The sequence below is a fragment of the Flavobacterium sp. TAB 87 genome, from assembly GCF_001529295.1.
GTDB lineage: Bacteria > Bacteroidota > Bacteroidia > Flavobacteriales > Flavobacteriaceae > Flavobacterium.
The window spans coordinates 485,897-507,509 of the sequence record NZ_LLWK01000037.1; the positions used below are offsets into that span (position 1 = coordinate 485,897).

At 35.2% G+C, this 21,613-nt stretch carries 19 protein-coding genes; 12 read left to right on the forward strand and 7 right to left on the reverse strand.

What is annotated here, in order from left to right:
* Positions 1–77 precede the first annotated feature (77 nt).
* Positions 78–1,679: an ATP-dependent DNA ligase gene (locus AP058_RS11380; RefSeq protein WP_066310672.1), complete on the reverse strand. Its 1,602-nt coding sequence runs from the start codon at positions 1,677–1,679 to the stop codon at positions 78–80.
* A gap of 4 nt (positions 1,680–1,683) precedes the next feature.
* Positions 1,684–2,721, reverse strand: a complete 1,038-nt coding sequence (locus AP058_RS11385) for a ligase-associated DNA damage response exonuclease (RefSeq protein ID WP_066310678.1) — start codon at positions 2,719–2,721, stop codon at positions 1,684–1,686.
* A 181-nt stretch (positions 2,722–2,902) separates the two neighbouring features.
* Between AP058_RS11385 and pruA the strand changes: the two genes are divergently transcribed.
* Together pruA and AP058_RS11395 are read left to right on the forward strand one after the other, a co-directional pair.
* A complete protein-coding gene (gene pruA, locus AP058_RS11390; RefSeq protein WP_066310680.1) occupies positions 2,903–4,534 on the forward strand; it encodes an L-glutamate gamma-semialdehyde dehydrogenase in 1,632 nt (543 codons plus the stop codon).
* A 296-nt stretch (positions 4,535–4,830) separates the two neighbouring features.
* Positions 4,831–5,628: a DUF4476 domain-containing protein gene (locus tag AP058_RS11395; protein ID WP_066310684.1), complete on the forward strand. Its 798-nt coding sequence runs from the start codon at positions 4,831–4,833 to the stop codon at positions 5,626–5,628.
* Positions 5,629–5,699: 71 nt separating this feature from the next.
* Here AP058_RS11395 and rsmG read toward each other — a convergent pair whose 3' ends face one another.
* Entirely contained in the window at positions 5,700–6,329 is a 630-nt protein-coding gene (gene rsmG, locus AP058_RS11400; RefSeq protein ID WP_066310689.1) for a 16S rRNA (guanine(527)-N(7))-methyltransferase RsmG, read from the reverse strand.
* A gap of 107 nt (positions 6,330–6,436) precedes the next feature.
* On the opposite strand from rsmG, the gene AP058_RS11405 reads away from it, so the two are divergent.
* From AP058_RS11405 to AP058_RS11430, 6 genes are all read left to right on the forward strand, one after another.
* The gene (locus tag AP058_RS11405; RefSeq protein WP_066310690.1) at positions 6,437–7,534 is read left to right on the forward strand and encodes an acyl-CoA desaturase; all 1,098 of its coding nucleotides are present in this window, start codon (positions 6,437–6,439) and stop codon (positions 7,532–7,534) included.
* Between the two features lie 61 nt (positions 7,535–7,595).
* On the forward strand, positions 7,596–8,786 hold the full coding sequence (locus AP058_RS11410; RefSeq protein WP_066310691.1) for a pyridoxal phosphate-dependent aminotransferase: 1,191 nt from the start codon (positions 7,596–7,598) through the stop codon (positions 8,784–8,786).
* Between the two features lie 481 nt (positions 8,787–9,267).
* Complete coding sequence (locus AP058_RS11415) at positions 9,268–9,693, forward strand: hypothetical protein (protein ID WP_066310693.1); 426 nt, start codon at positions 9,268–9,270, stop codon at positions 9,691–9,693.
* Positions 9,694–9,888: 195 nt separating this feature from the next.
* Positions 9,889–11,757 (forward strand): U32 family peptidase, encoded by a 1,869-nt coding sequence (locus AP058_RS11420; RefSeq protein WP_066310699.1) that lies wholly within the window; start codon positions 9,889–9,891, stop codon positions 11,755–11,757.
* Positions 11,758–11,926: 169 nt separating this feature from the next.
* A complete protein-coding gene (locus AP058_RS11425) occupies positions 11,927–12,397 on the forward strand; it encodes a PA2169 family four-helix-bundle protein (protein ID WP_066310702.1) in 471 nt (156 codons plus the stop codon).
* Between the two features lie 161 nt (positions 12,398–12,558).
* A complete protein-coding gene (locus AP058_RS11430; RefSeq protein ID WP_066310703.1) occupies positions 12,559–12,816 on the forward strand; it encodes a hypothetical protein in 258 nt (85 codons plus the stop codon).
* A 259-nt stretch (positions 12,817–13,075) separates the two neighbouring features.
* Here AP058_RS11430 and AP058_RS11435 read toward each other — a convergent pair whose 3' ends face one another.
* On the reverse strand, positions 13,076–13,825 hold the full coding sequence (locus AP058_RS11435; RefSeq protein WP_066310706.1) for a hypothetical protein: 750 nt from the start codon (positions 13,823–13,825) through the stop codon (positions 13,076–13,078).
* Positions 13,826–14,076: 251 nt separating this feature from the next.
* On the opposite strand from AP058_RS11435, the gene AP058_RS11440 reads away from it, so the two are divergent.
* Complete coding sequence (locus AP058_RS11440; protein WP_066310711.1) at positions 14,077–14,652, forward strand: Crp/Fnr family transcriptional regulator; 576 nt, start codon at positions 14,077–14,079, stop codon at positions 14,650–14,652.
* A gap of 38 nt (positions 14,653–14,690) precedes the next feature.
* Here AP058_RS11440 and aceA read toward each other — a convergent pair whose 3' ends face one another.
* Entirely contained in the window at positions 14,691–15,974 is a 1,284-nt protein-coding gene (aceA, locus tag AP058_RS11445; RefSeq protein ID WP_369815151.1) for an isocitrate lyase, read from the reverse strand.
* 55 nt (positions 15,975–16,029) lie between these two features.
* Positions 16,030–17,631 (reverse strand): malate synthase A, encoded by a 1,602-nt coding sequence (gene aceB / locus AP058_RS11450; RefSeq protein ID WP_066310716.1) that lies wholly within the window; start codon positions 17,629–17,631, stop codon positions 16,030–16,032.
* Between the two features lie 119 nt (positions 17,632–17,750).
* On the opposite strand from aceB, the gene AP058_RS11455 reads away from it, so the two are divergent.
* Positions 17,751–19,232, forward strand: coding sequence for an ImmA/IrrE family metallo-endopeptidase (locus AP058_RS11455; RefSeq protein ID WP_066310719.1), 1,482 nt, complete (start codon positions 17,751–17,753; stop codon positions 19,230–19,232).
* Positions 19,233–19,322: 90 nt separating this feature from the next.
* Positions 19,323–20,036 carry a pirin family protein gene (locus AP058_RS11460; RefSeq protein ID WP_066310720.1) on the forward strand — a complete coding sequence of 238 codons (714 nt, stop codon included), beginning with the start codon at positions 19,323–19,325 and terminating at the stop codon, positions 20,034–20,036.
* Between the two features lie 108 nt (positions 20,037–20,144).
* Here AP058_RS11460 and AP058_RS11465 read toward each other — a convergent pair whose 3' ends face one another.
* Positions 20,145–20,738: a 2OG-Fe(II) oxygenase family protein gene (locus AP058_RS11465; RefSeq protein ID WP_066310722.1), complete on the reverse strand. Its 594-nt coding sequence runs from the start codon at positions 20,736–20,738 to the stop codon at positions 20,145–20,147.
* 219 nt (positions 20,739–20,957) lie between these two features.
* Between AP058_RS11465 and AP058_RS11470 the strand changes: the two genes are divergently transcribed.
* Positions 20,958–21,467 (forward strand): YceI family protein, encoded by a 510-nt coding sequence (locus tag AP058_RS11470; RefSeq protein WP_255357095.1) that lies wholly within the window; start codon positions 20,958–20,960, stop codon positions 21,465–21,467.
* Positions 21,468–21,613 lie beyond the last annotated feature (146 nt).

The window sequence follows — 21,613 nt, forward strand, 5'->3', positions numbered from 1 at the left end:
GTCCTTCATCCTTCATACTTCATCCTTCATCTTTCTCTCTATACTCTTTATTCTATTCTCTTTCATCCTTCTCCTCCCTAAACAATCATACTCTTTAAATCATCAATCGTATTCGCTTCGTCAATTTTTTTGTCTTGTCGCCATCTCAAAATTCTTGGAAATCGAGTTGCAATGCCACTTTTGTGTCTTTTTGATAAAGCGATGCCTTCAAAACCAATTTCAAAAACCAATTTTGGAGTTACACTGCGAACAGGGCCAAAGCGTTCTAGGGTGTTTTTCTTTATAAAATCATCTACTTTTCTAAACTCAGCATCGGTTAAACCCGAATACGCTTTCGCGAAAGTGACCAATTCTTTTTCCCCTTCTTTGTTGGTTTGCCACAATCCAAAAGTATAGTCGGTGAATAAATTGGAGCGTCTTCCATGACCGCGCATCGCGTAGGTTAAAACGGCATCAATTACCAGCGGTTCAATTTTCCATTTCCACCAGTCGCCTTTTTTACGCCCGACTAAGTAAGGAGAATTATTTCGTTTCAGCATTAAACCTTCACTTTTCATTTCTCGAGCGCGCATTCTTTCGGTCGCAACATCTTCCCATGAAGAGAGTAATACACGCTCTGATAAATGTATTACAGCAGTTTTATCCTTTATAGAATCATATAATTGTTCAAGTAAAATCCTCCGTTCAATATAAGGTAATTGTCTAATATCTTTCCCTTCCCATTCTAATAGGTCGTAGATTTTTAAAATTACCGGTACTTTTTCTAGTAGACTTTTCGAGACCGTCTTACGACCAATTCGCGTTTGCAAATCATTAAAAGTGCCTATTTCTCCTTCCGGAAAAGATAATATTTCAGCATCAATGACTGTTCCGTTTGGAATGATTCCGACAAGTGACCCAAGCTCTGGATATTTGTCAGTAACCAATTCTTCACCTCGAGACCATACGTAAATTTCATCTTCCCGAATAATAGTTTGCGAACGAATTCCATCCCATTTGTGTTCGATCGACCAGTCCTCAGGATTTCCTAAATTTTCAACTTCGCCTTCAATGGGGTAAGCCAAATAAAAAGGGTAAGGTTTTGATAAATAGTCGCTGCTTTTTTCGTCCAAGATTAATTCTTGAAAACTGATTGTATTTGGATCCCAATTTCCCATTAATTTATAAGCAAGCGCATCTTCATCTACATTTTCTGCCTTTGATAAAGCGCGAGTCATTAACTTTTGACTAACCCCAATTCGGAAACTGCCTGTAATTAATTTGGTAAAAACAAAGCGCTCGTAATAATTCAGCGCCAACCAATTTTGCTGTAAATATTCTTTTTTATCTACCTCTGATTTCTTTTTCAATGCGATAATTTCTTGTAGAAATACAGTCAGACTTTTATCTGAATGGTCTTTTGTACTCGGAATTATCAATGCGATTGTCTCGGCCAGATCGCCTACAATATGATAACTTTCTTCGAAAAGCCACAAAGGAATATTCGCCAATTCGTTCGCCCAAAGTCGCAGCAAAGTTGTGTTGACAGGTCTTGGTGGACGGCGATGTGAAAGAATAGCAATTGTCCATACTTTATCTTCTGCCGAAGCATTTCTAAAATATGCTGCTAGCGCCTCTACTTTTACGTTGGTCTTATTAGAACTGTCTAATGTTTTTATGAGCTGTGCAAAATTTCTCATGGGCTTAGGCTTCGTTTTCTATTGCTGTATTTTCGGGTTCAACGCCTTCTGAATCGGCTGTTTCTCCTTCGTATTGTGTCTTTTCAGTCCTTGCATCGTAACCCAATTCTCTTAAATATTTAGAAAAAATATCGGTGTAGCCGTGGGTGCAAATTATTTTTTCTGCTCCAGTCGCTTTGATGCAGTCTAGCAAAGAATACCAGTCGCAGTGGTCACTAAGCACAAAACCCTTGTCAACCGCTCGTCTTCGTCTGGCACCTCTAAAAGCCATCCAGCCGCTAGCTGAACCTGTTACAAATGGCGTCATTTTGCGGATCCAAGTGCTGCCATGCGCGCTTGGTGGCGCAAGAACAATATTACCTAGTAAATCTTCTTTTTTAGTTTCTCGAGTAACCAAAGTTGTGGGTGGAAAATCGACCAAAGGTCTTAAGACATTAGTCATATTTTCGATCGCTCCGTGTGTATAGATCGTTCCGATATCGGTGTCCAAATATTTTAAGAGACGTTGTGCCTTACCTAAAGAATAACCAAAAAGGATGGATGTTTTTCCTTCGGCTTTATTTTCTGCCCACCAGTTATTGATTTGAGAAGAAACTTCTGCTTGCGGGATCCAGTTAAAAGCCGGCAATCCAAAAGTACATTCGGTTATAAAAGTGTCGCATTTTACCACTTCATAGGGAACTGAAATTCCGTCATCTTCGGTTTTATAATCTCCCGTAAAAACCCAAACTTCACCTTTGTGCTCAACGCGAATTTGGGAGCTTCCGATGATATGCCCCGCAGGATGCAAAGAAAATTTTACATTATTGATTACAAAGGTTTCGTTCCACGCTATTCCGGTTACATTTATTTCACCCAAACGGTGGCGGATGATTGGCACATTGGTATGATGCGTAATGTAATTTTGATGGCCCCAGCGCGAGTGATCGGCGTGGCCATGGGTAATTATAGCATTTTTTACGGGTTGCCATGGATCCAAATAAACATCCGCTTGCTGACAGTAAATTCCTTTATCATTAAAAGCTAAAAGTGGGACTTTCATAGTATAAATCTTTTAAGCATACCTCTCAAATTTAAATACTATGAATAATACATACTTTACAATTTGATCGAAATAGTTTATTTAATTACAACATTTTAATATTGCGTTGTGATATAATCAAAATAACCTTTGTACTTTTGTATAAAACTAAATAATTCGTAATTTTTAAATATCTCATTCCATGCTAAAAGGATTCTTTCATGTACCAAAAGCCGTAAATGAACCAGTAAAAGGTTATGCACCAAACTCGCCCGAAAGAGCCGCTGTACAAGCCGCTTATAAAAAAATGTGGAACGAGCAAATTGACGTTCCTCTTTATATCGGAAACGAAGAAATTAGAACCGGAAAAACAAATAACATGTCGGCTCCACACGATCACAAACATATCGTAGGGAAATACCATTTAGCCGAAAAAAAACATATTGAAAATGCTATTGCAACTGCCTTAGAAGCCAGAAAAAAATGGTCGACTATGGCTTGGGAGCAACGTGCAGCAATTTTCTTAAAAGCAGCAGAATTAATTGCCGGTCCATACAGAGCCAAAATTAATGCTGCAACTATGATTGCACAATCAAAATCAATTTACCAAGCTGAAATTGATGCGTCTTGTGAACTAATTGACTTCTTGCGTTTTAACGTAGAATACATGACACAAATTTACAACGAACAGCCTAAGTCAAATTCAGACATGTGGAATCGCGTTGAATATAGACCTTTAGAAGGTTTTGTGTACGCGATTACTCCTTTTAACTTTACTGCAATTGCAGGAAATCTACCTTCTTGTGTGGCCTTAATGGGTAACGTAGTGGTTTGGAAACCAGCAGCAACTCAAGTTTTTTCTGCTAACTTATTGATGGAAATCTTTCAAGAAGCAGGATTGCCAAATGGTGTAATCAATATGGTTATGGGAGATTCTGCCATGGTAACCGAAACGTTATTAGACAGTCCAGATTTTGCAGGTGTTCACTTTACAGGTTCAACAGGAGTCTTTAATGACATTTGGGCAAAAATTGGAACCAACATTAGCAAATACAAAACATACCCAAGAATTGTGGGAGAAACAGGTGGAAAAGATTTTATTATCGCACATCCATCGGCTAACCCAAAACAAGTAAGTACGGGAATTTCTCGTGGCGCTTTTGAGTACCAAGGTCAAAAATGTAGTGCTGCTTCTCGCGTTTATGTTCCACAAAGTTTGTGGCCAGCTGTAAAAGAACAATTAGAGGCTGATTTAAAATCGATGAAAATGGGTTCTCCAGAAGACATGAGTAATTTTATTACTGCTGTTATTTCTGAAGGGTCTTTTGATAAATTAGCTCGTTTTATTGATCAAGCTAAAAAAGATACTGATGCCGAAGTAATTATCGGTGGAAACTACGATAAATCAAAAGGTTATTTTATTGAACCAACTGTGATCTTAACGACAAATCCTAAATACACTACTATGGAAACCGAATTATTCGGACCAGTAGTTACTATATATGTATATGAAGATACAAAATGGGTAGAGACTTTAGAATTAGTTGATACTACTTCTGAGTATGCTTTAACTGGTGCTGTTTTCAGTCAAGATCGTTACGCTATCGAAGAAGCTACAGTAAAATTACAAAATGCTGCAGGTAACTTTTACATCAATGACAAACCAACTGGAGCTGTTGTAGGAATGCAACCATTCGGTGGAGCAAGAGGATCGGGAACAAATGATAAAGCAGGTTCTATGCAAAATTTATTGCGTTGGACTTCAGCAAGAACAATTAAAGAAACTTTTGTAACTCCAATTGATTATAGATATCCATTTTTAGGAGAAGAATAGATCTTGCAAACACAGTTTTGTTATACTAATAGAGTAAGGAAACTAATTTTACACTTATTTAAAGCGCTATCAAAAATTTGATAGCGCTTTTTTATTTAATATTTCTCGCCGATCTGATGTCAAGTTCAAATGTTTACAAAGAATTTAAATTGCGATGATATAATCCGTAAATAATCGTCTTCACAGTTCTTACACTCTGAATAAAAAATAACAAAAAAGAATTCTTAAAAAAGATTGGCTTTATTTTTGCTTACACATTTTAGAGAATACTCTTACTAATCAACAGCACATTAATTATGAAAAAGCTATACCATTTATCATTACTATTACTTTCCGCTAGTCTCTTCGCGCAGTATGCTCCTGCGGCTGGAAATTTAATCGTGTTTTCAGAAACTCAAAATCCTTTTTCACTTTACCTCAACGGTGAATTACAACATACAAGAGCACAAACTACTATTAGAATCAAAAACTTAAATCAACCTTATTATAATGTCAAAATAGTTTTTGAAGACAAATCGTTAAAACCGATTACTAAAAATTATGTGTCGGTGATGGCGAGAGACGGTTTAACTTTTGAAGAATCGACTTATAAAATCTCAGTCAACAAAAAGAGCAAGAAAACCAAAATGACCTATTTTTCCGGAACTCCAATAATAGACGACTATATTGACAGCACTGATGGATCGACTAGCGAAGGGAGATATCCTCCGGAACGGAATAACAATACCGACATTAATATTAACATAAATACCAATGTAAATAGCCCGAACGCTAATAATAATTGGGGTTCAAACAGACGCCATCCAAAAGCGATGGAAGAGCGTGATTTTCAAAAATTTAAAGTCAATCTCAAAAAAGAAAATTTTGATGATGGAAAAATAAATTTAACTCAAAACCTACTTTTAAATAATTACCTCAACACCAAACAAATTGCCGAAGTGGCATCGACTTTTGCCTTTAGTAAGAATCAAATGGAATTTGTAAAAAACAGTTACGCTAATTGTGTGGACTCAAAAAACTATTATCTAATCAAAGAAGTTTTCACATTTGAGTCTGACCAAAAAGAATTCATGAGATTCATAAACAATCAATAACAAAAAAGCCGAATCTCAGGTAAGATTCGGCTTTTTTTGTGACTATACAATCTTAAAAATCATTGTTTACACTATGATTTGAATTTTAAAGGCACATGTACAACTTTTTTAGTTTCAAAAAATTCATCTTCAAAAAAGTCAGCTAAATTGTATTCCGTAGCTTTAGGAAAGCCAGCTAGTTCCTCGGTTAAGTCACCACCTTTTAGGTACAAAATTCCGTTTTTAAGTTTGTGCTTGTTCTGTTTTTTTATTTTATCATGAATCCAAGAGACAAAATCTGGCATATTGGTTACAGCGCGACTCACAATAAAGTCAAAGTCACCTTTTACCAATTCGGCACGCTTTTGTTCTGCTTTTACATTCTTCAATTCTAAGGCTTCCACGACGCCTTGCACGACTTTTATTTTTTTTGCAATTAGATCAATTAAATAAAATCGAGTTTCAGGATATAAAATTGCAAGAGGAATTCCAGGAAAACCACCACCAGTTCCAACATCTAAAACAGTTGCTCCAGGTTCAAAGTTCATTATTTTTGCAATTCCCATCGAGTGTAATATGTGCTTAACATACAAGGAATCAATGTCTTTGCGTGAAATAACATTAATTTTTAAATTCCACTCTTGGTACAATGCTTCCAGTTTTTGAAATTGTGCTATTTGAAGCTCAGTTAGATTTGGAAAACACTTCAAAATCTCGTCCATAATTCTGTTTTTTTAACAAAAGTACGCGTTTCTAATTGAAATATTTAACTCAATTTTGCAAATTGAATATTTATAATAATTACCTTTGAAAACTATTTAAAACCAATATGAATAATACCGCACCCACATTCGCTAAGCAAGATAGTTTAAAGTTCTTTAGAACGCTTAACTCTCGGGTAAACAATTACTTCAAAGAAAACAACATTAAAAAAACAGGCAACTGGAAATTGCATTTAAAAGCAGTAATCTTGTTCACTGTATTTCTTGCGCCATACTTTGTAATACTAACTTTAGACATCCCTTTCTGGGTTCATTTATTATTGACCATTGTTATGGGAATTGGAATGGCAGGAATTGGAATGAATGTGATGCACGATGGTAATCACGGCTCCTACTCTACCAAAAGCTGGGTCAATAACTTTATGGGCGGAACCATTTATGTTCTAGCAGGAAACGTACACAACTGGCAAGTACAGCATAATGTTTTACACCATACCTACACGAACATTCCGGGTCATGACGAAGATTTGGATGCAGGGCGAATTATTCGTTTTACAAAAAGCGCTCCTTGGTATCGCATTCACCGTTTTCAGCATTATTATTCGGTATTCCTATACGGTTTGCTGACTTTCAACTGGGCTATAACTACCGATTTCAAACAAATGAGAAATTATTTGAAGCGTAAATTATCGTACGGACAACCAAAAAGCCCAAAAATTCTTTGGACAACTTTAATAATTACCAAAATAATATACGTCTCTATTTGGATCGTCTTACCAATTGTAATTGGTATTACGTGGTGGAAAGTATTACTTGGCTTTTTTGTAATGCATTATACCGCAGGTCTAATCTTGAGCATTGTTTTTCAACTGGCACACGTGGTTGAGGAAACTACGAATCCAAGTCCAAATGAGTTGAATGAAATGGACAATACTTGGGCCATTCACCAATTGTTTACTACAACTAACTTTGCACCAAAAAACAAATTGGTCAACTGGTACACTGGTGGATTAAATCACCAAATTGAACACCACATTTTTCCGAATATTTCTCATATTCACTATGGTAAAATTGCTAAAATTGTTCGCGAAACCGCCCAAGAATGCAACTTACCGTATTACGAGTACAAAACCATGAGAAGTGCAATCGTGGCTCACTTTAAACACTTAAAAGAACTCGGAATCAAACCAGAGTTAACTGTATAAGATCATCTATTAATAACCACTCTTACGCAACAACACCGTACGAGTTATCAAATCTTTTGTAATGAACCATATTCTTTCAGACAGAATTAACAATTTGGCTACTTCGCAAACCTTAGCGATGGCAGCATTAGCGCGTGAATTAAAAGCGCAAGGAAAAGACATTATCAGTTTAAGTTTGGGAGAACCTGACTTTAATACGCCTGATTTCATTAAAGAAGCAGCTAAAACTGCAATCGACGAAAACTACAGTACGTATTCTCCAGTAGATGGATATGCCGAACTCAAAGAAGCGATATGCCGAAAATTTAAAAGAGACAATAATTTAGAGTACAAACCGTCTCAAATTGTAGTGTCTACAGGAGCTAAACAATCGTTGTATAACATTGCGCAAGTAATGTTAAACGATGGTGACGAGGTAATTTTACCAGCACCGTATTGGGTTTCTTACTTCGAAATTGTGAAATTATCAGGAGGAGTTCCTGTTGAGGTTCCTACTTCAGTAGATACCGACTTCAAAATTACACCAGAGCAATTAGAAGCCGCAATTACACCAAAAACTAAAATGATGTGGTTCTCTTCTCCTTGTAACCCAAGTGGATCGGTTTACAACCGCGAAGAGTTGACTGCGCTAGCAAAAGTATTAGAAAAATACCCAAATATTTACGTAGTTGCAGACGAAATTTACGAGCACATTAACTTTTCTGGAACTTTTTGCAGCATTGCATCTATTCCAGGAATGTTAGAAAAAACTATTACTGTAAATGGTGTCGCCAAAGCATTCGCCATGACAGGATACAGAATCGGATATATTGGAGGTCCAGAATTTATCGCAAAAGCGTGTACAAAAATTCAAGGACAAGTAACTTCTGGCGCGAACAGTATCGCACAACGCGCTACCATTACCGCTGTAGATGCAGACCCAAGTGTATTAAACCACATGGTAAAAGCATTCCATTCTCGTAGAGATTTAGTAGTTGGATTGTTAAAAGAAATTCCAGGAGTAAAAATCAACATTCCAGAAGGCGCCTTTTACGTTTTTCCAGACGTTTCATCGTTCTTCGGAAAAACATTAAGAGGTACTGAAATTAAAGATGCTAATGATTTATCAATGTATCTTTTGGGCGAAGCCAACGTTGCAACAGTAACTGGTGATGCTTTCGGAAATCCAGATTGTATTCGTTTCTCTTACGCCACTAGCGAAGACATTTTAAAAGAAGCATTAAAAAGAATTAAAGACGCTTTGGCGGGATAATTCCTTTTTCAATTATACATTACAATGCCTCAAGATTTAATTTTTGAGGCATTTTTTTATGGGGTTGCCTGCGGCCGGGCTTTCCACTGTATCTTTTGTTTTTTAAAGAAAAACACAAAAGGATGCCGTTGCTATCCCTAACCCAAAAAAAGGTAGATAAGACTAACTTATTTAGTAAGATAATTATTTTTACCCAGCACAACATCGTGTTTTTAAATCTACAAAATCTATTGTTCGTGATAATATAATATTACATTTGAACGGAATATTTCTAATAAATACAGCACCAATTTACAAGTAAATAAAAAGATGATTTATACGAATTATTTTCCAGTTTCTAGGTTAAACTGATATTATTACTAATAGTGTTTTCTGCACAAATTCAAGAACATTGCCTAAAGTTCTGTTTAAAACTCACTATAAAATCACATCGTCATAAAGCCAAGCATTAAAACCAGTACTTAAAACAATAAACTTTACAATGAAAACATCACCATTACAAAACATTGCTAGAATTATTCTTGGCTCCTTTATGACGTTTGCGGGAGTGAGTCATTTAACTTTTCAGCGTCAAGAATTCATCGCTCAAGTTCCCACTTGGTTGCCCGACAATGCACAATTTATAGATTTTGTAGTACTTTCTTCTGGAGTAGTCGAAATTGTTTTGGGATTGAGTATGATTTTCTTAATCAAGCATAAAGTTAAAGTCGGACTCGCTTTAGCTTTATTTTTCGTACTCGTGTTTCCTGGTAATGTCTCACAATATACCAATGGAGCAGATGCGTTTGGCTTGGATACTGATCAAAAAAGACTCATTCGACTATTGTTTCAGCCTGTACTTATTTTATGGGCACTTTGGTCTACAGGCGCTTTAAACTACGTAGTCAATCGATTTTATAAAAAATAGAAAACTTCAGATCTAGAACTATACTCTGCTTTAAATCACATATTAAATGTGCCTATTTAATCTCAAATAATAATTTTTAAAAGATTCTATTTCACACTTGAAATCTTCACGAAATTATCAGACCTTTGTGGTCTTTTTTTCAGTAACAGAAAAAAAAACTAAAGTGCTCGCAATTAAAAAATTATCATCAAAAAGATGAAAAAGAAAATAGAAATTCTAGCTCCTGCAAAGGATTTATTTCACGGAATGGCTGCCATTAATAGTGGTGCCGATGCTGTATATATTGGTGCACCTCAATTTGGTGCTCGCTCAAACGCTACTAACTCGATTGAAGATGTAGCTGCTTTGGTGCAATATGCTCACTTGTATTATGCCCAAGTTTTTGTGGTTATCAATACTATACTGTACGATAACGAACTCGAAACGTGTCGTCAAATGATCTGTAAACTGCACGAAATTGGTGTTGATGCCTTGATAATTCAAGACATGGCGATTATGGAAATGGACTTGCCTCCTATCGTATTGCACGCGAGTACGCAAGCCAACAATCGAGATGCGGATAAAATTAAATTTTTAAAAGATGCCGGAATTAAACGTGTGGTTTTAGCGCGCGAATTAAACTTGCATCAAATTAAAACCATAAGCGAAGCCTCAGACGTTGAGTTAGAGTTTTTTGTAACTGGTGCACTTTGTGTTTCTTTTAGCGGAAACTGCTACATGAGTGTAGCCAATGGAGAACGCTCGGCCAACCGCGGTTCTTGTGCCCAAAACTGTCGTTTACCTTATAACTTGATTGATGGTAACGGCGATACTTTAATTAAAAACAGTCATTTGCTTTCAATTAAAGATTTTGACGTTTCCGATCAGATTCCGAACTTAATTGAAGCGGGAGTTTGCTCTTTTAAAATTGAAGGTCGTTTGAAAGATGTGGTTTATGTAAAAAATAACGTTTCGTACTTGCGACAAAAGCTAGATTCTTTTTTAGAAGGAAGTGAACAATACACCAAAGCTTCTTCGGGTACCTGTACATTTACTTTTGACTCGGCATTGAACAAAAGTTTCAATCGGGGTTACACTGATTATTTTGTAAACGAAAGACACAGTTCTATTGGTTCTTGGGAAAGTCCAAAATCAAAAGGACAATATATAGGTAAACTAATAAAAACCATCGGAAACGCGTACCAAATAGAAAATGGCGAGTTACTACACAATGGAGATGGCTTATGTTACATCAACGAAAATAATGAAGCTGACGGAATTTACGTAAACAAAGTTGAAAACGGACTGGCGTATCCAAACGTATTGAAAGAATTAAAAGAAGGTACTTTTATTTACAGAAATAATGATGCCGCTTTTATTAAAATTGTCGAAAGAGAAGACAGTGCCGTTCGTAAAATAAGCACTACTTTACTATTGAGCGAAAATAAAAATGGCTTTGAATTGCTTGCAACCGATGAAGATGGAAACATAAGTATCGTGCAATTGGATCATGCAAAGGAAGTTACTAAAAATGATCTTTCTATCGAAGAAAACATTAAAACACAATTGGCAAAAACAGGATTTACACCTTATACTGCCGATGAAATTACTGTGATGTTTACCCAAAATTGGTTCCTTCCTATTTCAAAAATTAATGAAATGAGACGTACCGTTTACGAACAATTGTCGGCAGCACGTTTGGCCAATTACAAACGCGAAGAGCATCAGCTTGAAAAAACGTCACATCCGTATCCAGAGACCAAATTGGACTTTATGTACAATGTTTCTAACAAAAAAGCACGTCAATTTTACGAACGTCACGGTGTTACTGAAATAGAAAAAGCTTTTGAGTTGCAATGGGAACCAGGAAAGTCTCGTGTGATGACAACCAAATATTGTATCAAATACGAATTGAAAAAATGTCCGATACATCAAAAAGATAGTATGGGCGAGAAGCTAAAAGAACCATTGGTTTTAAAGCAAGGGGAATTGGAATATAAACTAAAATTTAATTGCAAACCTTGTGAAATGGAGATTTGGGAAAAGGATGCCGAATTTGAAATTGAAGAAGAGCACTTTCATTAAAAAATAAAAACGCATTATTAAAAACTGCTTCTTTACGGAGCAGTTTTTTGTTTTTAAGTTAGTTTTAACACCTAATACTCAATTATATAAAACACAACTTAAATTCTGTAAAATAAAACAAACACAACTTTACCATCTTTGTATTATAACATTTAAAAAACATACAATCATGGAAAATAGAGATAATTTAAACGTAGATACAAAAGAAGTAGTGTCAAACTTAGAAGGATTAATTGCAATTCTTGAAGACGGGAAACTAGGATATACCAATGCAGCAGAAGACGTGGATTGTGCACAAACTAAGGCCGATTTTTTAAGCTACGCTAGAGAAAGATCTTTATATGTTGTTGAACTACAAGATGAGGTTAACAAATTAGGAAAGTCTACGGATACTACTGGTGGAGCAATGGGAGCAATTCATAGAACGTGGATTGATATTAAATCGCTTATGACTGGTGGTGACAAAGAAGCTATTATTAATGCGTGTATCACTGGAGAAGAAGCTGCTATCGAAAAATACGAGTCAGCATTGAAAGATGCTCATTTTTGCCCAATGTTGCAGAGTATAGTACAAAAACAATTGGCTAGCATTCAAAGTACATTAGCAAAAATTAAAATGAAGAAAGACGCTTCAGCTTAATAGTACTTTCTTACGAAAATAATTAGAAACTACTCTGGCTTTTTTAGTCAGAGTAGTTTTTTTGTTCCCTGTAATTGTATAATAACAAAATTAGGTTCTATAAAATAATGGTAGTAATTATGTAGAACTTTAATATGAATAATCTAAAAAACTAATGACTTATGGATACGCAAGATAATAAAGAAAAAAGCCAAAAACAGAGATTAGAAACCAATGATGTTTTTCAAAAAGACGAAGCTGTAATTAGCACACCAACTCCCAAAGAATTTCCGATTCCTGTAGATTTGATTGATGATTTAAAAAAAGATAAAATTGATCCTTTAACAGAAGGAAGTACTAATTTAGGTTATGAAGAAAAACCTCCACGAAAAAAAGAATTAGAGCAAAAAGAACATTACGATCAAGAAGAAGAATCGTAGTATTGAGATAGATTTATTTCTACCGTACAACGATTGATAAAATATAAATTCCGCAAATTGAAACGAAGTTCTCGTGACAATTTGCGGAATTTATGGTTAGTCCAGAACTGACAAGCTAGTGAGGATAACTAATTTTCAAGAAGAATAAATAGGTAATCTATTTCTTGACGAAACAAAAAAGACAACATTAATTTAAATGTTGCCTTTTTTGAACTAACCTAACCAAAATATTTATTCAAATTTATTTTCTAATCATTTGCTAAAATGCAGAGTGCTCTGTTGGAAAACTGAAAACAGAACCTATGAATGCTTTAACCTCCGTCACTTTTTCTTGTACAAATTGATTTATTTTTTCAGCTGCATGTACCCATCCATCTGTATATTGCTCAATCTCAAATTCTAAAATCTCGTGAACTAATTTTTTCTTAGCTAAATAACTTGCGGTACTTTTACAAGAGATTTCATTTAATTTTTTGATGTTTTCAATTATCCTTCTATTACTTTTTCCTTTATAAATACTGTTTGAATTTTCGGTCACAAACAAATCTCTCAATTTATTTCGCATTTCATTGGTTTGATGCGAGTTTGAAGGAGTGGTAGCTAATCCTAAAATAGAAAATTCAATTCTGCTATTTTTCTTGAAGCTCAAGATAGTATTTAAACTTCCGCCAGTATTAATTACCGCCGATTTTCCTGCTTTCAACTTAAATTGATCATTTTGATAACCAAAACTATGAGCTATTTCTCCATATCCAGAATAAGCAAAAAACAATGGTGTATTTTTCGTTGATTCGATACTTATATTAACATCTTCGGTAAAAGACAAGTTAAATTGAATGTAGCAAGCACCTTCATTGAAGATTGTGCTTTTTATTCTACCTTTTACTAAATCTGATTTTAATAAAATTTTATTCTCTTCGCCTGTACTAGTCATTGTTCCTCCTAAAGCAGAATTTAATTCTTCAAAAATAGTAGTAGTGTTTCCCGTATTTATGTATAGATTTTTCATTAGTATTAAATTTATAATGCTTCTTCAGTTACGCGAACAGGTATGCATTAATTACAATACAAATATCCAAAAACATGTCAATTAGGTTGTTACACAATTTTCTAGTTGCGTTTCATAATTTTATTTAACTTAATTTTTTGTTTATTTCTTACGTAATTTTTATATGAAACCATTTTAATTATCAGTCATAAAGGTTTTAAGATTAGGTCATTATTTCGGTATCAGTCCAAATTAAACGTATTTTTATAGCTATGAAAAAGATTCTGGACAACATCAACAAACATGTGATTTTAACTGCAGACGAAGAAGATATTTTTATATCCAAGGTTACTATCGAAAATTTTAAAGCCAAATCGATGGTTTTAAAGCCAGGTGATATTTGTACCAAATCCTACTTTATAAATTCAGGAATAATTAGATCTTTTACCGTAAACGATAATAGTGTAGAACATGTTTTGAATTTCTCTTGCGAAGGCTGGTGGATTAGTGATATGTATAGTTATTTGACACAAAAACCAGGGAATCTTTTTATTGAAGTTTTAGAAGATGCTGAAGTAGTTGTTTTATCCAAAGAAAATCAAGAGCTGTTGTATTACGAAATTTCGAAACTAGAACGTTTCTTTCGCATTTTAATTGAAAATTCTTTAATTGCCAATCAAGAACGATTGATGGATAATTTGAGTTTATCTGCCGAAGAACGTTTTGAAAAGTTTTGTTCTAAATATCCTACTTTAATTCAGAAAGTGCCTCAAAAACAAATTGCTTCTTTTATAGGGGTAACGCCCGAATTTTTTAGTAAAATGAAAGCACGGCTTCTAAAAAAATAAAACACGACTCTGTAGCGAACCGTGTTTTATTTAATGTATTAAAACTGCTCTACTTCTGTAGAATGTTTCATAGCTGTTGTAGATGATTTACCTAAAGTAACCGTGTTTTGAACGGCGTCAAAATAAGAAGTGCCAACAAAAGCTTGGTGTTTTACAGCTTTAAAACCACTTTTTTGTAAAGCAAATTCGCGTTCTTGCAATTCAGAATATCCAGCCATTCCTCTTTCTCTATATGCCTTAGATAATTCGAACATGCTCGTGTTTAGTGCATGAAATCCTGCCAAAGTAATAAATTGAAATTTATAACCCATTGCGGCTAAATCTTCGCGAAAGGTCTCCATTTCTGCTACCGATAATTTGGCTGCCCAATTGAAAGAAGGCGAACAATTGTACGCTAACATTTTATCTGGAAATTCTTTTTTGATCGCATCAGCAAACTTTTTAGCATGTGCCAAATCAGGATTACTGGTTTCCATCCAAATTAAATCTGCATACGGTGCATAACTTAGTCCTCGAGCAATACCTTGCTCAATTCCACTATTCACATAAAAAAATCCTTCGTTGGTTTTTTCTCCTGTCAAAAAAGCACCATCTCTTGGGTCAATATCGCTGGTAATTAAATTGGCCGCATCGGCATCTGTACGAGCAACAATAAGTGTCGGTGTTCCCATAACATCGGCAGCCAGACGTGCCGCAACCAATTTGTTAATAGCTTCTTGAGTTGGCACCAATACTTTACCACCCAAATGACCACATTTTTTTGCAGAACTCAATTGATCTTCAAAATGAACGCCCGAAGCTCCTGCCTCAATCATGGCTTTCATTAATTCAAAAGCATTTAAATTACCGCCAAAACCAGCTTCCGCATCAGCTACAATAGGAACTAAATAATCTTTTTTATCCGTAATTCCGTTGACCACTTGAATTTGATCGGCGCGTAAAAGTGCATTATTTATGCGTTTAACTACTAATGGAACACTGTTAACAGGATACAAAGACTGATCGGGATACATTTCGCCAGCTACATTAGCATCTGCGGCAACTTGCCAACCACTAAGATAAATCGCTTCTAAACCAGCGTCTACTTCTTGAATGGCTTGATTTCCTGTTAGGGCGCCCAAGCCTGCCACAAAATCTTGTGTTTGTAATTTTCTCCATAACTTTTGAGCACCCATTTTAGCAATGGAATGTTCGATGGAATACGAACCTTGAAGCGTTACGACTTCAGTAGCAGTATACGGACGCTCTACTCCTTTCCATCTTGGGTTGCTGATCCAGTCGTTAATTAAATCTTGAATTCGGTCTTCGGTTGTTTTCATAATATTAAAATTTATTTGGTTATTGGTTTTGTATAGCAAATTGAATTAGTACGCTCTTTTAAAGGTATTTATAACACGGAATGGTTAAGAATTCCACAAAATCGACATTCACTACTAATTGTTCTAAAATTTTTTCAGCTAATGGAAATTGTCTTTCCTCGTATAATTTGGTGCCAATTTCTAGTTTAATTTTGTCAAACTCATCAAAAGCTAACGCTTTATAATATCGAACATTCAATGGTTTTTCATTGTCTAGTATCACTTCGTTTTGTAGCCATTGCCACAATTGCGAACGTGATATTTCGGCTGTTGCAGCATCTTCCATTAAATGATGCAAGGCTGCAGCACCTTGTCCGTTAAGCCACGAACTCAAATACAAAACGGCTACGTTAATATTTTTTCTCACTCCATTTTCGGTAATGCTTCCAATGGGAACTTCCAACAAATCTTCGGCGGTAATTTTACGTTTTGGTTTTTTAATATGAATTTGATTAGCCGTGGGCATTCCTTCATCAAAAATTGCTTTGGCTAAGCCTACCAAATCGGGATGTGCAACCCAAGTACCGTCGTGACCGTTGCGCACTTCTCGTTCTTTATCTGCTTTTACTTTCGCGAAAGCGGCAGCATTTGCTTCATCATTATTCTTGATCGGAATTTGTGCTGCCATTCCGCCAATAGCGTGAATACCGCGTTTGTGGCACCGCTGAATTACCAAGTTTGAATAGGCATCCATAAAAGGTGAAGTCATCGTTACTTGATCGCGATCGGGCACAATAAAATCAGCATTTTTTCTAAATTTTTTGATGTACGAAAAGATATAATCCCAACGTCCACAATTTAATCCTACGATATAATCTTTAAGCTCGAAGATAATTTCGTCCAACTGAAAACTAGCCGTAATGGTTTCGATTAAAACAGTGGCTTTTATTGTTCCATGGGAAATACGCAAGTGTTTTTCAGAAAATTCAAAAACATCATTCCACCAACGCGCTTCCATATAATGCTCCAATTTTGGAATATAGTAATACGGTCCCGTTTTATTATCTGCCAAATTTTTATGATTATGAAAAAGATACAATCCAAAATCAACCAAAGATCCCGACACCGCTTCGCCCGCAATAGCTATGTTTTTCTCGTTCAAATGTAAACCTCTTGGTCGAACAAGTAGGACTGCTGTTTCTTCATTCAAGCGGTAAATTTTATTTTTCACGGCATCATCAAGCGAAATAGTTTTGTTGACCGCGTCTCTCAAATTAAGTTGACCATCCATTAAATTTTCCCAAGTTGGCGAAGTGCTGTCTTCAAAATCCGCCATAAAAGTTTTGGCACCCGAGTTCAACGCATTGATGATCATTTTACGATCAACAGGTCCCGTAATCTCTACACGACGATCTAGTAAGTCGTCTGGTGTACGACTTGCTTTCCAATTGCATTTACGGATCGATTTTGTTTCAGGTAAAAAGACAGGCAAAATTCCTTGGTCAAAAACATTTTGTCTTTGCGAACGTTGCAGTAACAGCTTTTTTCTGGGTTCATCAAAATTTTCATGCAAAGCCGTCATAAAATCTATAGCTTCATTGGTCCAAATAGCTTCATAATTTTGGTTGGATGCAGCTAAAAAATCGATTGGTTTTTCGGTAATCTCTAAATGATTTTTCATATCTAAATATTTTAACACTACAATGTTATAAAAAAGTTTTTTACAAAACAAGCGAACGTTCGCTAAATGTTTAAAAAACTTTTTTAGCGTTATAGTTTATAAATACTTACTTTTGAAATATGGATCTGGAAAAAGAATACATCAAGCTTATATTTGGACTGAAGCTAAAACAACTTCGTACCGAAAAAAACTTATCGCTGTTTGGCCTAGCAAAACTGACTGATTTATCAAAGTCGTATTTGAACGAAATTGAGAAAGGAAAAAAATATCCAAAAACAGATAAAATTTTAGTGCTTTGCGACAAGCTCGAAGTGAGTTACGACCAATTGGTTTCATTAAAACTCGATAACAATTTAGCTCCGATTGGAGAAATTTTAAAATCGGGTATCTTAAAGGAAATTCCGTTGGATCTTTTTGGCATTCAAGAAGCTGATTTGATCGATATTATAGCCAATGCTCCGGCAAAAGTGAATGCATTTATTAGCACGATTATCGAGATCGCACAGCATTATAATTTAAGTAGAGAGAGCTTCTTTTTGGCATCATTGCGTTCGTATCAAGAAGCGCACAATAATTATTTTGAAGATTTAGAAAACAAAGTTGTCGCTTTCTCTAAATCTTTTCAAGTCGATTTACAATCCAAAGTAACCGTCGAAGAATTGCAAGCTATTTTGATACAAGAATACGGATATACGATCAAAGACATTGTTTTTTCTGAAGAAGAATCTTTAGGTGATTTACGCTCGATATTTGTACCAAAAAGCAAAACATTATTACTTTCTGAAACGGTCGATCAAGCTCAAAAAGCATTTATTCTAGCCAAAGAAATTGCGTATAATTACCTTGAAATAACCGATCGATTACTAACTTTTAGTTGGATTAAATTTGAAAACTTCGACCAGGTTTTGCATAATTTTTATGCTTCTTATTTTGCCGGCGCACTACTATTGCCAAGGCAATTATTAATTGATGAAATCAATCAATTTTTAGTTAAAGAAAATCCATTACCCGAAGAATTTGTGGAATTGATCGAAAGATTTGAAGTCTCGCCAGAATCATTTTACCAACGACTGACCAATATTTTGCCTAAAGATTTTCATTTAAAAAATGTTTTCTTTTTAAGAATGTCACATCACATTGGCTCCGACACCTATCAGATAAAAAAAGAATTGCACATTACCAATCAGCAGGAACCACATGCCAACGAAATGAACGAACATTATTGTCGTCGTTGGGTTTCTATTCGTACTATTGATGAGGCTATCAAGCAGAAAAAAGCACACTTTTTTGATGCGCAAATCTCGCATTACGAAAATAGCGGCAATGAATATTTAGTATTTTCGTCGGCTACAAAAGACCCGTTCATTAAAAATTGCATTCGCAGTATTTCAGTCGGAATATTGACAACGCCTGCAATGAAAAAGAAATTCAAATTTATTGAGAACAAACCTTTAGTCAAACAAATCGTAGGTGTTACTTGCGAAACCTGTGCGGTAAAAAACTGTCTCCAACGCGCATCTCCAGCTACGGCATTGAACTTAAAAAAACGCCACGACCTAACGGATTCTGTGGTACAGCAATACATTAAAAATTATAGTTAAACAAAGTGCTATTTCTTAATCTAGGTTAAGTACTTTTCTTTGACATCCGTTGTAAATTTGCATAAACAAACAACAACAAATACGTACCACATGGAAAATATAATAATTCACCAAGCAGATTCACGAGGAAAGGCAGATCACGGTTGGCTACAAGCTAACTTTAGTTTTAGTTTTGCAGGCTGGTACAATCCAGATCGCGTGCAATTTGGAGCACTTCGTGTTTTAAACGATGACATAATTGCCGCGGGAATGGGTTTTGGGACGCATCCGCACGATAATATGGAAATCATTACGATTCCGCTAGAAGGAGATTTGGCTCACAAAGACAGTATGGGAAATGCTGAAGTCATTAAAAATGGAGACATCCAAGTGATGAGTGCCGGAACGGGTGTAGAGCACAGTGAGTTCAATCCAAACAAAGATCAGCGAACCAAATCATTACAAATTTGGTTGTTTCCTAACAAAAAAAATGTCGCTCCTCGTTACCAACAAATTTCGCTGGACGTAAATGACCGACAAAACAAATTACAACAAATTTTATCTCCAGATCCAGAGGATGCTGGCGTTTGGATTCATCAAGATGCTTGGTTTCACATGGGAAATTTTGATGGTGGAAAAACAATCGACTATTCTATTAAAAAACAAGGAAACGGAATGTACGCTTTCATCCTTAAAGGTGATGTCGTCATCAACGGAAATGAATTAAACACAAGAGATGCGATCGGAATTACGGATTTTGAAACTCTTACAATTGAAGCAAAAACCGATGCTGAATTTCTTTTAATGGAAGTTCCTATGATTTAATACTAACGTAACTCCTATAACAAAGGCGGTACCTAATCTGAATTTCATAGCATGTATCTCCTTTAATGTTTTCTAATTTCGATACTACAGCTGCAAAATTTTGACGCTTTACGCTCCTTTCAGCCAACCTGTAATACTCATTCTTGTATTTTGAGTAACCAACACTTCATGTACCAATTCATCACTTTTAAAGAAAACAGTTTTACCTTGAGTAGGACTAATTTTTTGATTATTATTCAATTGATGAATCAACAATTCGCCACCGTCACTTTCTTGCCAATTTGTATTTAAATAGCTAATCATTGAATATTTTCTACCCGAATGGTTTTTGAATTGATCCAAATGCTTCAGATAAAAATCTCCTTTTTCATACAGCGAATAATGAAACTCGTATCCCGTAATGCCGGCATAACAACTTTCGTTTAAGTAAAGCACAAACTGATCCATTTGATCAAAAAAAGCATCTTCAAAAACATTGTTATGCTTTCGATCCAGCCAATAAATCGAATCGCTTCGAATGGCTCCGTCGTACGAAGGCAGCTGCGTGTTTCCGATTCCTGCTGCAACCAGCAAGCTGTTTTTGTTTAAATTAATTAAATTTTCTTTAAGATGATTGGCCAAGTCGGCACTTAAAAAACGCTCTGATATACCTACTTTATTTTCGATATAAGAAGCAACTAAATCCTCGAAGGAATTTTCCATTAGTATTTTGGAAAGACTGAAGTTACAGCCAACGAACGAAGGTAGAATAAAAAAAAATATGATTTATTTTTTTCCTTAAAAATATACTTAAAAAAACACCAGTCCTGTTTTAGTTCTTAAGACAGACTAATTGTCAATTACTTACAATTGCTGTAACTTTGTTAGAGTACGGAAAAACAACAGTTAAAAAACAAGAATATGACAACTAAAAATTAGACAATTGATCCGACGCACTCCGCCATTGGTTTTAAAGTAAAACACATGATGTTTACCAATATTTCAGGTCAATTTAAAGAATACGAAGCCACAATTACTACCAACGGAGACAGTTTTGAAAATGCAACTATAGATTTTTCTGCCGACGTAAATTCGGTAGATAACAACAATGCAGAAAGAGATGGACACCTTAAAAGTGCCGATTTTTTTGATGCGGACAACAATCCTAAATTAATTTTCAAATCGACTTCCTTCAAAAAAGTTGACGATCACAATTACGATTTAGCTGGAAATTTATCGGTAAAAGGAATTGAAAAAGCAGTACGATTTCCAGTTGAATTTAGCGGACTAATGACCGATCCTTGGGGAAACACTAAAGTTGGTTTAAATATTTATGGTAAAATAAACCGTAAATATTGTGGCTTGAGCTGGAATTCTGCTCTTGAAACAGGTGGCGTTTTGGTAGGAGAAGAAGTAAAAATGGTTATTGAATTGGAATTAGCAAAACAATAATTTGTAATTTTAGATTCAATTTGATTAAACCCGTGCATTTAAAAATACACGCGTTTTTTATTTTTTTGATTTACTAAATGAAGATACTACGCTTTTGGTTTTTTTGTTGCGATAAACGTTACTTGCGGTTTGACTTGCGCAGAATG